Raw genomic sequence first — 13021 nt, 5'->3', positions numbered from 1 at the left:
GTGTCGCGCAACTCTTTTACGCGTTATTCCAGACAACACCTGCGCAGATAGATTATACCAAACCGATAAATCCGCAGGTGCTGTCTATATACTCCAGGCTAACGACTTGCGCGGCACTGTCATGCCGCGCCTGCGCTGATTGAACCGCCTGTGTAGCAGCAAGGAATCTGGCACTGCGTATGGGTTTCGACATGGGAGCACACTGTGCTCCCCTACGATAGGAAAAATCGTCTGCCGTTCCTCCTTTTCGAAGCGGTCGCCGGTCTCTGGTATGCGCCAGACTATCTAACAATAGGAAACTGGAGTTCCAAGAGGATAGAAACCTTGGTGTCTATCCTTTTGGTCCCCAAGCCAAGGGTTGGCACCCACTCCCTCTGCGTGAGGACGCAGACTCACCCTCTGGAGGACTTCCGGTGCACCATAATATAGATAACGACCGGCGCACCAAACAAAGCTGTCACGGTGCTGATACTCAGCTCCGTCGGTGCAAACACCGTCCGCGCGATGAGATCGCACAGCAGACAGAATCCCGCACCGCCGAGAAAGCACGCCGGTATCATCAGGATCGGTTTTGCCGTGCCGAACAGGCTTTTCGCAAGATGCGGAACCGCGATGCCGACGAACGAAATCGGTCCGGCAAACGCCGCTACACACGCCGAGAGCACACTCGACAGCAGGATCAGCACCACGCGGAACGCGGTGATATTGACGCCCATGCTGCGGGCATACCCCTCTCCGAGCTGGTACGCGCCGATCGGCTTGGACAGCAGAAACACGCACACGAGCGCCGCGAGCACGACCGGCGTCATCACGCGGATATTGTCCCAGGAAATGCCCGAAAAGCTTCCCATAGACCAGTTATGCAGGTTGACAATATTGGAATCCTCGGCAAAGGTAATGACGAAATCCGTCACCGCCGAGCAGATATAACCGATCATCACGCCGCTCACGACCAGCAGCGGCATCTGCCGCACGCGCTGCGCGATGAGCAGCACAAAGCCCATCGAGAGCATGGCTCCCGCAAAGGCAGCTGTTATCATGACAGCAGAGCCGAGCACGCGCCCGCAGGACAGGGCGCCGATCATCGTCAGCGCAACCGTCAGCTTGGCGCCCGAGGAAATACCCAGCACGAACGGTCCCGCGATCGGGTTGGCGAAAAAGGTCTGCAGCAGAAAGCCGGAGACCGACAGCGCACCGCCGAGCAGAATGGCCGCGAAGATACGCGGCAGACGAATCTCCCACACGATGACCGCATTGTCGCCGCTGTGCGTCAGCAGAATCTGCGCGACCTCTCGCACTGACAGGTGCAGGCTGCCCGAGTTGACATTCCACACGAACAGCACGGCCAGCAGTGCCAGCAGCACGGCAAACGCGCCCGCATAGCGCATTTTAGGCTGCGGTTTCACGGGAAATCCTCTCCTTTCAGGACAGTTTGTGTAAATATTTCAGCGTGGACGGGTCTCCATCTGCAATGACGGTATGGAAGTCGCGGATCAGCTCGTCCAGTTCCATTGTGGACTGGTACAGGTTCTTCTCCGTACACCACACATTACCGGTTTTCACGGCCTTGAAGTCCGCAAGCAGCGTACTTTTTTCCAACAGCTGATCAAGCGTCTGCAGCTCACTGTCGATTGTGGCGTTGTAGATCATCACATCCGCGTCCCTGGCTCCGGCGTAAAAGCTTTCCATCTGCATATTGACGGTGGACTTTGCCGTATCATCCGTCAGATCATCAAAAATGTACTTTCCTCCTGCCAGACTGAGCATCTCCGCGATATAATCCGTGGATTTGCGAACATTGACCGCACCGTTTGACGTGATGTAAAAGAACGAAACCGTCTTGCCGGCTGCCGGCTTCTGTAGGATGTCCACAATGCCGTCCACCTTATCCGCAAACAGCTTTTCCGCCTTGTCCTCGCAGCCGAGCAGCGTGCCGTACACCTTGATCCATTCCATGCGGCCGAGTGCGTGCGGCTCGTAGCTGGAACGCTCGACAAACACCGGAATACCCAGCTTTTCGAGCTGCTCCTTTACCTCAGGCGTATGGTAGATCATGGTGTTCTCAATAGCAAGATTGCAGTCAGCGGAGTAGATGGTCTCGTAATCCGGCGCGCTGTACTTACCCGCGTAGACGATTTTTCCGTCCGCCATCGCCTGCTTGGCCTCATCGATGTACCAACCGTCCTGCCTGGTGCCGGACAGTGAAATGCTGTCCAGCGCATCCAGTGCAACGAACTGGTCCATGACACTTGAGGAGACCAGATAAATGCTGTCCAGCGGCTGCTGCAGCACCGTAATATCCGTGTCCAGACCGTCCGGCACGGACGTGTTTTCCGGAACGACCAGATAACGTGCGTCGTCCTTCACGGTAATGAGCGAATAGCCGCCGTCATAGTGATCGACCGAGAAGCACTCGGCATACTCCAAATCCATGCTGTCGGTCGGCTGCATGTCGCTCCACGAGACCGCCGCCTGCGTCTGTGCGGTCGATTGCCGGGCAGTTCCGCAGCCGGACAGACCGCCGAGCAGCAGTGCTGCACTCAGGCACCATGCTGTAATTCTTCTCATTTTGCTGCCGGAGCGATGGACGCAGAGTCAAAACGCAGCGTATACTCGATCTCATGCGGCTCACTCATTGCGGTGGTGTCGGCTACGACCGGCATCGCCCAGTCAAAGCCCGCAACCGGAATTTCAAACGTGGAGTGCTCATTTTCGATCACAGCATCGTACTTTTCGTCGTTTACCTTCATGTAATCGTAGTTTTTGCTGCTCCAGATGATCTTAGCCGTCACCTTGCCGCCCGAAACGGTCAGCGCTGCAGGAGATTCCACGCTTGCACGGCCGGAGCCGCCGGAAAGCGTTACGTCAGCGGTGTAGGTGCCGTCTGCGAGAGACAGGCTCTCAGCGGTGGTCATTACGCCGTCTGCCAGTGCGTCTGCCGGCAAAGAGTCCGAACGGAACACCAGAGTGCGGTCGTACCACTTCTCCTTCTTCTTGCTGAAGGCTGCGCAGTCAATTCCCTCATCAAGCGCCTTGACCGGAACGGTAAAGCTGTGTGTGCCGTCGGCTTCCTCGGTAAACGGAATGTAGCCGGCCTCAGCGGCAGCGGCAGCCTCCTCGCCGGTGCCCATATAGACGTACAGATAACCGGTACCGCCCATGTGCATCTTAGCGGTCATTTCGCCGTTCTTGACGGTCAGCTCGCATGCGGTAACGTTGAACATGTTGGAGCTGGAATCGACGGTTACATCGTAGGTGCCGTCCTTCACTTTGTCGCCGGTGATCGGCGTCATGCCGTCCTCAACAACGTCCTCGACACCGGCCATATCGGACGCAGAAGCGACCTGAGAGGTGGTGCTGCTGTCCTGCGCGGAGGTATCCTGCTGGGTGCTGCCGCCGCAGGCGGAAAGCAGCATGAATGCCGCAAATACGGCGCTTAACAGTGCTTTTTTGTTCTTCATTGTGGTTTCTCCTTTGTTCTGCGATATAAAAACGGGATTTTGATGAATGGCTGCCATTCGGGGCATTTGCGCTTGAGAAGCGAACGGAATCTTGCCTACCCGGCAGGGGCACAAGAGGGGAGACACCAAGGGTTCCACCCTCTTGTGAATCACCCCTTTCCTATCATAGCACGGCGAAAATCAGAAAGACGAGACCGCTCTGAAAAAAGGAATGGCAGTCGGGTTACCGCAGCGTGTCTTTCTCTGCCTTTTCGCAGTTCACAGACAGTGTACTGCTACACAGGCCGGAAGGTCTGCGCAGGCGCGACATAACCGTGTCGCGCAACTCTTTTACGCGTTGTTACTCGCAGCACCTGCGAATTACACCTATCACGTTCTCTTCACTCTGAGTATAATTTTCCATTCTCCATTTTCAATTCTGCACACCGAAATCGACAATCAAAATCTCACAAAAACAGGGTCCGTCCGCATTCCACGGCTCGGACCCTGCTGTTTACTTGATTTACTTCAGGGAATCAATCGCTGCCTGTGCGTGTGCAACAAACAGATCCTGAATTGCCTGCACAGAGCCAAGGCCCTCAACTACGGTGGTTACCTCGAATCCTGCCTTCTCAAACTCGGTCTTCCAGGAGCCGTCCTCGTCGCCTGCCATATCGTTATTGGCATGGTCGCCTGCAACGATCATCAGCGGACGCAGAACAACCTTCTTATAGCCGCCTGCCTTAACGGCTGCGATTACGTCATCGAGGGACGGAGTTGCCTCAACAGTGCCGACAAAGTAGTTGTCGTAGCCTGCGGCCTTGAGGGTTTCCTGCATCTTGGTGTAAACGCTGTTGGAATCCGCCTCGGTGCCGTGACCCATGAAGCAGATTGCGGTCTCGCCGTCGTCATACTCCTTGGTTGCGTCTACGATGGCATTCATAACCTTCTGGAAGTCGTCGTCAGAGGTCAGCAGCGGCTCACCGAGCACGATCTTCTCAAAGGAATCCGAATAGCCTGCCAGCTCATCCTTGAGGTCGTTATACTCCAGGCCGTTCATCAGATGGGTCGGCTGAACAACCAGAGTCTTTACCTTGTTAGCTACGGCGCGGTCCAGTGCCTCGGTTACGTTGTCAATCTTCTCGCCGTCACGCTTGTTTACATGGTCGATGATGATCTGGCTGGTGAAGCCGCGGCGTACTGCGTAATCCGGGAACGCCTTCTGCATAGCCTTTTCGATGGCGCCGATGGTCTCACGGCGGCTGTCGTTATAGCTGGTGCCGAAGCTGACTACGAGCAGCTCGGTATCGCCAATTTCATCCTGATTCAGCGGATCATCCAAGGAAGCGTCACCTGTTTCATAATTTTCGTCCGGATCGGTCTGATCCTGTGCATCGGTCTGTGCAGTGGTGTTATTGTCCTTCGTGTCGTCCGCAGCTGCGGTCTTGCTGCCGCCGCAAGCGGTCAGCATGGACATCAGCATGCCGGAAACGATCAGCATAATGCCGAGCTTCTTCAGTTTGCTTACTTTGCTCATGGTTTTCCTCCTTCATTTTGCTCGCAAAGCGAAAGCGCACACTTTGAAAGAAAAAGGGTACGGAAAACACACAGTCCCCCCATCAATATATGATGAAAGGGACTGCCTGAATCAAAAATCATGCGGTATCAGTACAATCAATAACTCGTGATCCGGAAGCAGCTTCCCGTACCAACAGACCGGCAGGTTTCCTGACTTGCGGCTCTTAAGGCAATACCACATAATTGAACAAGGGCGATTTGCGAGTAAATTCTCGCGTACTGACGAGGCGTGGTTTTGCGGTAATACTTGATGTATTACCGTGAAATCACAACGAAGTCAGAACACAAAATTTCCGCAAAGCGCCGCAGCTTTCATCATGCGATGTTGCCTTAGAACTGCCGCCTTCCCGATACCGTAATATCAGTGACGTAAATGGCAGTCCATTCCCCGCTTACAGTGACGAGATCGTGCAGGATTTGCACCTGCTTCCCTTTTACCCGCTGCTCCTTTACAGACAGCGGCACCGACTGTTCGCTTATTTACTTATTGCGCGGGAAATTCCCGCATTGCACGAGTATTATACTATATTTAACCGTCAATTACAACCGTTTTCCGGAGAAAAACGCGCGCTTATATCTCCTGCGGCCGGAAAACCTTTTTCCGCACGATCAGGTAGCACACAAAGTGCGCCAGGATGGTCAGTATCCACGAGATCGGGTAGGACGCATACAGGATGAACAGCGTATGCTGCACGCGAAAGACCGTAAAAATCCAGATGATACGGAACACACATGCGCCAATCAGCGAGACGATCATTGGCAGCATGGAATAGCCCAGACCGCGTATTGTGCCCGCGAGCACATCCATCATGCCGCACAGGCAGTAGGTGACGCTGATGACCGACAAACGCTGCATACCGAACGAAATGACCTCCATATCGTCCGAGTAGATGCCCAAAAGGTGGTTGCCGAGCAGATGCGCGCCGTTGCCGAGCACCAGACCGATCAGTGTGACGATGCACATGCAGCGCACGAGTGTCTGGTCGATGCGGTGATAATTCTTTGCACCGAGATTCTGGCTGGTGAAGCTGATGGAGGTCTGATAGAGCGCGTTCATCGAAATGTACACAAACCCCTCAATGTTGGCGGCTGCCGTGTTGCCCGCAACCGTTACTGCGCCGAAGCTGTTGACCGAGGACTGAATGAGTACGTTCGAGATATTGAAGATAACGCTCTGCATACCGGCAGGCAGACCGACCTGCATGATTCTCAGGAACTTATCCATGTGGAAGTGCAGACGGCGCAAGTCGAGATGGCACATGCCGTCCGATTTTACAAGGCACAGCACGGTCAGCGCCGCAGAGACACACTGGCTGAGCACGGTGGCGATCGCAGTTCCGGCAACGCCCATGCCGAGCAGGCACACAAACAGCAGGTCGCCGAGGACGTTCATCACGCCTGCCGCCATCAGGAAGTACAGCGGACGCCGGGTATCGCCCACGGCACGCAGCACGGCCGCACCGAAGTTGTAGATCATGGTTGCCGGCATACCGATGAAGTACACCTGCATGTACAGCACGGCCTGGTCGATAACCTCGTCCGGTGTGGCCATCAGCGTCAGCATGGGACGTGCGAGCACAACGCCGAGCACGATCAGTATCGTGCCGCCGATTAAGCCAGTGAGCAGCGCCGTCTGGATGGTCTGCTGCACACCGTCGTAATCCCGCTCGCCGTAATGCCGCGCGACAAGCACGTTCGCACCGACCGAAATACCGATGAATGAGTTGACCAGCAGGTTGAACAGCGAGGTGGTCGAGCCGACCGCCGCCATCGCATTGCTGCCCGCAAATTTGCCGACTACGACAATGTCGGTCGCGTTGAACAGCAGCTGCAGCACACCCGAAAGAATCAGCGGCAGCGAAAACAGCAGGATTTTGCTCAGCAGCGGACCGCTGCACAGGTCCATCTCGTAGCTGCGTTTCATTCGTTGAAGCACTTCCCTTCTTGCGTAAAGTTTTCCTATTGCCTATATTATCTATCGGAATATCGGTGGTGTCAATGGGTGATTGTGTTTCGGACGCATTCATGGTATAGTGAAGTCACAGTAGAATGATAAATCGAGATTTGATAAAGGAGCGTGATTGCATGAAAAAAGGTGTCATTCTGAAAGTGATTAGTATTGTTTTTGCTCTCATAACCATTTTAGCAATCGCCTGTGCTATTACAGGTTCAGGAAGTGGCTTCTTGGATTTGAGCAATATTGCGAGAGCCGTATGCATCGGAGTTGCTGTAATCTGCGGTATTCTTGCATTTGTAACTTGGAAATGCTCTAAGTCAAAAGCTTGACCAATTCCAGTTTGATCAAACAAAGAAATTATTGGAGGGGAAAAATAAGGAATTAGAAAGCGAAAAGAAAGTGATTGCAGATAAAGCAGCATCCAAGGAGACGATTATATGAAAAAACGCCTGTTATCTGTCGTTTTGGCGCTGGTTCTATGTGCTTATCCCGCTATGGCGGCTGATTTCGACACGCTGACAATCTCCTCCGACCGTGAGGTCATAGATGATTCTGTACTGTATGAGCTTACCGAAGCAGACGAACCCCGCACGCTCACCTTGCACACACCGAACGGTGAAACCGGCTCTCTGACGTTCGATGGAACAAAGTATCACCTGCAGCCGTGCGGACAGACTGACGAATTCATCTATTCGGTTTTGTTTTCCGCAGACGGCGAAAACGCCTATGGTCTCCCCTACACCGAATGGTTTATGGCCGATTCCGACATTGGGCAGCACATTTTTGATCCGGTGACCGAGTGGGACGCACGGCATATCTGTTCTGTGCCGCGCTGGCGCGACTGTGGTACACTGCGCCTGACCGGACAGAACAAACTCAAGCCGCCGTATACGCTGCTGACGCGCTTTTTTGCAATCCATCGAGACCGGACTGCCGCCATTTCTCTGGAAATGCAGCCTGCTCTGGGACTGCCCCTGTTCCTTGCATACCATAACGGAACTTACACGCTGACCGAGATCGGTCCGGACCGGTTTATCCGCACCGAGTGGACACAGCTTGTGCCGCTTCCTACGAATGACCTGCGCACGCTGTCCCTCACGCTAATCAACGCCATCGGCGAACAGCGCCCGCTGTTTACGTTTCCGTATCCGGTAACGTATCTGACATTACCTTCTATTGTGTAACAATCAAATTTGCAGGAGAGTCCCCCGCTATGATTAGAGAATTACGAAAAGCAGATATCAATCAAGTTGCCGATATATGGCTGGATACCAATATAAAGGCACATTATTTTATCCCTGCCCAATATTGGAAAAGTAATTTGGAGCTTGTGAAAGAACTGCTGTTGCAGGCAACTGTCTATGTCTATGAGGACAATCAGAAGATACAAGGATTTATCGGGCTGAATGGCGAATATATTGAAGGCATTTTTGTTTCTGAGGCAATGCAGTCGCAGAGTATTGGTAAAATACTGCTGAATTATGTAAAGAATACAAGAAGCAAACTGATTTTGAATGTATATCAAAAAAACACACCAGCAATATCTTTTTATCAAAGAGAAGGATTTGAAATTCAGTACAGCGGCCTGGATGAAGCTACCGGGGAAAAAGATTACGGAATGGCGTGGCAGCAGAAGTAAAAATACAGTTTTTCAAACAGTTATAGAAACACAAACCCCCGTCAAAGACGGGGTTTTGTTATGCCTGAAAAGAAAGAGTGGAAAGCGCTTCACTCTCCACTCTCAAACTTTCACTCTAAATTAGCGGCTCTCCAGCAGACGGGTCGTCTCGGAGGAATCAATCAGGTTGGTCATGCTGCGCAGGCTGATGCCCAGCGTAGACAGGTTGTGCATCATCGCAGAGGTTGCGGGAGCCAGCACGCCGGCAACGCCCAGACCGATCAGCGAACCGTTAAAGCCGATTACAAAGCGGTAATTGGAGTTGATGCGGCTCATCAGACCCTGTGCGATACGGCGCAGCGCAACCAGCTCAAACAGATTCTCGGCTGCGATGGTGATGTCCGCAATCTCACGGGCGATGGCAGCGCCATCGCTGATGGCTACGCCAACGTTAGCCGCCGACAGCGCCGGAGAATCGTTGATACCGTCGCCGAGCATGATAACCGTATGGCCTGCCGCGCGTTCCTGCTCGACAAAGTTTGCCTTGTCCTCCGGCAGAACCTCAGCGCGGTAGTCGTCCACGCCGACCTCAGCCGCGATAGCCGCTGCCGTGCGCTCACTGTCGCCGGTCAGCATAACCGTGCGCTGAATGCCAAGGGCACGCAGTGCCTTCATCACATCGCATGCTTCCGGACGGAGCGGGTCCGCGATGCAGATAACAGCCGCCAGCTCACCGCCGATCGCCAGATACAGATGAGAAAACTCAACCGGAAGTGCATCGTACTTCTCCTGCTCACCGACCGGAACCGTGCACTTCTCATCCTCGAAGATAAAGTGTGCACTGCCGATAACGACCTTCTTGTTTTCAACCATGCTGGAAATGCCGTGCGCTACGATATACTCAACCTGCGAGTGCATTTCCTCGTGCGCCAGATTGCGCTCACGCGCAGCGCGGACAACGGCGTTTGCCATGGAGTGCGGGAAGTGCTCCTCCAGGCAGGCTGCAACGCGCAGCATGTCGTCTTCGGAGCGACCGCCGAACGGGATAACCCTGGCAACAACCGGGCAGGCATGCGTCAGTGTGCCGGTCTTGTCAAATACAATGGTATCTGCCTGCGCGACAGCCTCGAGGAACTTGCCGCCCTTGACCGTGATATGATACATGCTTGCCTCACGCATGGCGGACAGGACCGCCAGCGGCATAGCCAGCTTGAGCGCACAGGAGAAGTCAACCATCAGCACGGACAGTGCACGGGTGACATTGCGGGTCAGTGCGTAGCTGAGCGCACTGCCGACCAGCGTATACGGCACCAGCTTGTCCGCCAGATTGGCGGCATGGCTCTCCGCAGCACTCTTCAGCTGCTCGGACTGCTCGATCATGGAAACGATCTTGTCGTAGCGGCTCTCGCCGGAGGACTGTGTGACCTCGATCACGCAGTCGCCTTCCTCGATGACCGTGCCGGCGTAAACCTGCGTACCCGGACGCTTTGCAACCGGCATGGATTCTCCGGTAAGCGACGCCTGATTAACCATGACTTCGCCTTCAACAACCTCACCGTCCAACGGGATAACGCTGCCCATGCGAACCAGAATACGGTCACCGACAGCGATGTTGGACAGCGGTACAAGCACCTCTGCGTCATCGGTCTTGAGCCATACTCGTTTTACGTTGAGCGACATGCAGCGTGCCAGATCGTCAACCGACTTTTTATGCGTCCACTCCTCGAGCAGCTCGCCAATATCCAGCAGGAACATAACCGAACCTGCCGTGGAGAAGTCCCGGCGTACCATCGAAACACCGATGGACAGCGCATCGAGCAGCTCAACCTTCAGCTCTCTGTGAATCAGGCGCTTGAGGCCGCGGCCGAGGAACGGCAGCGACAGCCAGATCGTGCGTGCAATCTGCAGCGGCGCCGGCAGGAACAGCGTGCAGGCAAACTTCGTAATAACCTTGCCGACCAGCTTTTCCTGATACTCACGGTTGAGCGCACGGCCGCTGTGGGTCGGCATCAGCGCCGTAACAGACGGTGCAGTATAGTTAAACTGAGCGATCGCGCGGATGATATTCTCGCGGTCACCGATGTAGCGGATGACAGCACAACAGGTGCGCTCGTGCACGGTTGCGCTGAGTACACCCGGCTGATTCTGCAGATACGCCTCCAGCAGATCAGCCTGCTCCAACGTCATGCGGTACTGCTTCATGCGCACACGAAGCCGTCCGCGGCTTTCGTGTTCAATGAATGCTTTCATAGTAAAATTACCTCCAGCTTACTTCCGGTAGATAGGAAAAGAGGGGCTCTGCCCCTCTTTGATATTCGTCCCATGAAAACCGGGAACATGTACCTCGGTTTTCATTCCCTAAGAGGGAGAAAGCTTCCGAACGGGAACTTTCGGGCGACTTTGGAACGGCTCACAGTCCGTTCTTCCTGTCCGCCAAACCACGGTTTGGCGACAGGTTCTTATGCCTCAACCGGAGCAGCAGTCGGGTCCTCATCGGTCAGCTCAACCTCAATGTCTGCATCCTCAACAGCAGCAGCCTCTGCCTCAGCAGCGCGCTTCTCGTTGATCTCCTCTGCGGAAGCGAGGATGTCGCCGACGTTCTCCTTAACGCAGTCAACGGTGTTCATAACGGTATCCTTCATGCGAAGAACCGCTGCGGTAGCATGGGTATATACGTTCTTAGCATCCTTGCTGCTCAGCAGCTTGATACCTGCGGAACCGAACAGAGTGCCACCAACAAATACGGCGATGTCCTTGTAAATCTTCTTCATAATATGTTCCTCCTATCAATCTCACTTGCGCTTACAGCCGGTAATCATCGTCATTACCATGCAGAACAACGCGGCCCATGCCCAAAAACGATGCTGCTTCATACAGTACACCTCCAAACATGGTGTGTTTTTTTGTTTGCGATTATCATATCACAATTTTCCCTGCTTGTCGCACAGCTTTAGACATGAAACGCACGGAATCGGACATTTTCGCAGTTTGTTGCCGCTAATTTTTAGTTTTATCATCAAAATAGTTGCATTTTGCTAACTTTTTCGAGCTTGTCGGCGGTACTGTGAGGGCGTCAGCTGATAGCGGCGCTTGAACGCCACACCGAACTGACTGGCGCTGTTATAGCCGACCGCCGCTGCAATATCCACGATGGAGAGCGGACTCCGATGCAGCAGTTCGGCAGCATGCTGCACCCGCTTTTCAAGCAGATACTGGTGAATCGGACGACCATAGGTCTGCCGAAATATATCCTTCAGGGCGGTTGGCGAAATGCGGAACCGTGCAGACAGCTGGTCGATTGTAAGCGGGTCGGACAGGTGCGATACCATATACTCCTGCACCTGCCTCACTGTATCGGTCAGATAGTGATCGCGGGAGACGGATTCCGGCGGTATCGTCAGCAGCGGACTGTCTGTACTGATGAGGTACAGCAGCTCAATGGCTTTGATTGCACTGTAGGCGGCTCTGTCCCGCTCCGGAACGGATTGCAGTGCCGCAGCCAGATTATCAATCCACACCGCGCTGCGCAGCACTACGCAGCCCAGATGCGGAGTGACTCGTGCTCTGATTCGTGCTGTGTTGACCGTCAGACGGCACGGTGCCGCTGCGCTCTGCTCGATGAGCACCAGCTCACCGCTGAACAATCCGTCCGCGACCGAAAGGCTCTGCACACTTGCGCCGAGCAGCAGCAGTACCTCGTGCTCATGCAGAAACACTTGCCGCCCATTGGTCATGGTCAGCCGCAGACCGCCCTGCCGGCAGAACAGCACCTCGCACGGCACCTCGGATGGCTCCGCAGGCATGGCCGGCGGCACGGTCAGCGCGCAGTCAAAATCGCACACGCGCACGCCATCCATCGGCTGGGTCCAGCGTACGCAGCCGGACAGCGATGCGCCGGTATTCGGTTTGAGCAGAGTTTCCAGCACTGCGATTTCCTCCGTTGGTATATATCGGTTTATTAGGTTAGATTTTGCTAACCTGTGTTGAAAAGCAAAGCCGCTGCAAGGCGGCCTTACTCTGCTCATTTATGCAGAAAGGAAAACAGTCCCTTTTTCTCATATCGCTCCTTGGAAAAGGACGTAACGGTGTAGCCGGTAGCGTTTACCGCATCGCGGACAGCCTGCTCATCGAGATCCTGCTCAGTGAGGATAACCGTCTGCCCCTTGCCGTGAGAGGAAGTGACCTTCTTCACGGGAAATGCCTTGCGAACCGCATCGTTGACATGGCTTTCGCACATGCCGCACATCATGCCGTCAACGCCGAGAGTAATTTTCAACATGGGTGTAATGCTCCTTTTGTACCCGAGCTGGTTAGCTTTTACTAACTAACAATATATCACGAAATAGCGCAGATTGCAAGGGGGAATCCTTAGTTTTGCGTAGGAGTTTGCTCATACAGGATTCGCCGCACCCGCGGCAGGGGCAAGAG

12 protein-coding genes and 1 riboswitch are annotated in these 13021 nt (G+C 54.2%); of the genes, 3 read left to right on the top strand and 9 right to left on the bottom strand.

From position 1 onward, the window contains the following. Positions 1 to 392: 392 nt before the first annotated feature. From PG722_RS08935 to PG722_RS08915, 5 genes are all read right to left on the bottom strand, one after another. Positions 393 to 1388 carry a FecCD family ABC transporter permease gene (locus tag PG722_RS08935; protein WP_270580343.1) on the bottom strand — a complete coding sequence of 332 codons (996 nt, stop codon included), beginning with the start codon at positions 1386 to 1388 and terminating at the stop codon, positions 393 to 395. A 34-nt stretch (positions 1389 to 1422) separates the two neighbouring features. Next, positions 1423 to 2568, bottom strand: a complete 1146-nt coding sequence (locus tag PG722_RS08930) for an ABC transporter substrate-binding protein (RefSeq protein ID WP_270580317.1) — start codon at positions 2566 to 2568, stop codon at positions 1423 to 1425. Beyond that, complete coding sequence (locus PG722_RS08925; protein WP_270580316.1) at positions 2565 to 3461, bottom strand: hypothetical protein; 897 nt, start codon at positions 3459 to 3461, stop codon at positions 2565 to 2567. The genes PG722_RS08930 and PG722_RS08925 overlap by 4 nt, the downstream gene beginning before the upstream one ends. Before the next feature lie 502 nt (positions 3462 to 3963). Continuing rightward, positions 3964 to 4977, bottom strand: coding sequence for a sirohydrochlorin cobaltochelatase (locus PG722_RS08920; protein ID WP_442861279.1), 1014 nt, complete (start codon positions 4975 to 4977; stop codon positions 3964 to 3966). Positions 4978 to 5141: 164 nt separating this feature from the next. Further along, a riboswitch (cobalamin riboswitch) is annotated at positions 5142 to 5502 on the bottom strand. Between the two features lie 87 nt (positions 5503 to 5589). Continuing rightward, entirely contained in the window at positions 5590 to 6942 is a 1353-nt protein-coding gene (locus PG722_RS08915) for an MATE family efflux transporter (protein WP_270580315.1), read from the bottom strand. A gap of 161 nt (positions 6943 to 7103) precedes the next feature. Here PG722_RS08915 and PG722_RS08910 point away from each other — a divergent pair, with 161 nt between their 5' ends. The 3 genes from PG722_RS08910 (at position 7104) to PG722_RS08900 (ending at position 8614) form a co-directional block, all read left to right on the top strand. Continuing rightward, positions 7104 to 7304 (top strand): hypothetical protein, encoded by a 201-nt coding sequence (locus PG722_RS08910; RefSeq protein ID WP_270580314.1) that lies wholly within the window; start codon positions 7104 to 7106, stop codon positions 7302 to 7304. Positions 7305 to 7412: 108 nt separating this feature from the next. After that, complete coding sequence (locus PG722_RS08905) at positions 7413 to 8159, top strand: hypothetical protein (RefSeq protein ID WP_270580313.1); 747 nt, start codon at positions 7413 to 7415, stop codon at positions 8157 to 8159. Positions 8160 to 8188: 29 nt separating this feature from the next. Then, the gene (locus PG722_RS08900; protein ID WP_110435740.1) at positions 8189 to 8614 is read left to right on the top strand and encodes a GNAT family N-acetyltransferase; all 426 of its coding nucleotides are present in this window, start codon (positions 8189 to 8191) and stop codon (positions 8612 to 8614) included. A 120-nt stretch (positions 8615 to 8734) separates the two neighbouring features. Here PG722_RS08900 and PG722_RS08895 read toward each other — a convergent pair whose 3' ends face one another. The 4 genes from PG722_RS08895 to PG722_RS08880 all read right to left on the bottom strand — a co-directional run bounded on the left by PG722_RS08895 (position 8735) and on the right by PG722_RS08880 (position 12872). Further along, the gene (locus PG722_RS08895) at positions 8735 to 10843 is read right to left on the bottom strand and encodes a heavy metal translocating P-type ATPase (protein ID WP_270580312.1); all 2109 of its coding nucleotides are present in this window, start codon (positions 10841 to 10843) and stop codon (positions 8735 to 8737) included. Between the two features lie 209 nt (positions 10844 to 11052). Next, positions 11053 to 11364 carry a DUF6110 family protein gene (locus PG722_RS08890; RefSeq protein ID WP_116705070.1) on the bottom strand — a complete coding sequence of 104 codons (312 nt, stop codon included), beginning with the start codon at positions 11362 to 11364 and terminating at the stop codon, positions 11053 to 11055. A 264-nt stretch (positions 11365 to 11628) separates the two neighbouring features. Continuing rightward, entirely contained in the window at positions 11629 to 12519 is an 891-nt protein-coding gene (locus PG722_RS08885; protein WP_270580310.1) for a helix-turn-helix domain-containing protein, read from the bottom strand. Positions 12520 to 12614: 95 nt separating this feature from the next. Further along, complete coding sequence (locus PG722_RS08880) at positions 12615 to 12872, bottom strand: heavy-metal-associated domain-containing protein (RefSeq protein WP_116705072.1); 258 nt, start codon at positions 12870 to 12872, stop codon at positions 12615 to 12617. Positions 12873 to 13021: the final 149 nt, after the last annotated feature.

The sequence above is a fragment of the Butyricicoccus sp. OF27-2pH9A genome (genome assembly GCF_027693185.1).
Lineage (GTDB): Bacteria > Bacillota > Clostridia > Oscillospirales > Butyricicoccaceae > Agathobaculum > Agathobaculum butyriciproducens.
The sequence above is the reverse complement of the archived record's forward strand: the minus strand, read 5'-3'. Positions and strand labels throughout refer to the sequence as shown.

Excerpts from the sequence above, each read along its gene's own strand:
- PG722_RS08920 (WP_442861279.1), bottom strand. The coding sequence starts at position 4,977 with ATGAGCAAAGTAAGCAAACTGAAGAAGCTCGGCATTATGCTGATCGTT.
- PG722_RS08900 (WP_110435740.1), top strand. The coding sequence starts at position 8,189 with ATGATTAGAGAATTACGAAAAGCAGATATCAATCAAGTTGCCGATATA.
- PG722_RS08880 (WP_116705072.1), bottom strand. The coding sequence starts at position 12,872 with ATGTTGAAAATTACTCTCGGCGTTGACGGCATGATGTGCGGCATGTGC.
- PG722_RS08895 (WP_270580312.1), bottom strand. The coding sequence starts at position 10,843 with ATGAAAGCATTCATTGAACACGAAAGCCGCGGACGGCTTCGTGTGCGC.
- PG722_RS08915 (WP_270580315.1), bottom strand. The coding sequence starts at position 6,942 with ATGAAACGCAGCTACGAGATGGACCTGTGCAGCGGTCCGCTGCTGAGC.
- PG722_RS08930 (WP_270580317.1), bottom strand. The coding sequence starts at position 2,568 with ATGAGAAGAATTACAGCATGGTGCCTGAGTGCAGCACTGCTGCTCGGC.
- PG722_RS08905 (WP_270580313.1), top strand. The coding sequence starts at position 7,413 with ATGAAAAAACGCCTGTTATCTGTCGTTTTGGCGCTGGTTCTATGTGCT.
- PG722_RS08910 (WP_270580314.1), top strand. The coding sequence starts at position 7,104 with ATGAAAAAAGGTGTCATTCTGAAAGTGATTAGTATTGTTTTTGCTCTC.
- PG722_RS08890 (WP_116705070.1), bottom strand. The coding sequence starts at position 11,364 with ATGAAGAAGATTTACAAGGACATCGCCGTATTTGTTGGTGGCACTCTG.
- PG722_RS08925 (WP_270580316.1), bottom strand. The coding sequence starts at position 3,461 with ATGAAGAACAAAAAAGCACTGTTAAGCGCCGTATTTGCGGCATTCATG.
- PG722_RS08935 (WP_270580343.1), bottom strand. The coding sequence starts at position 1,388 with ATGCGCTATGCGGGCGCGTTTGCCGTGCTGCTGGCACTGCTGGCCGTG.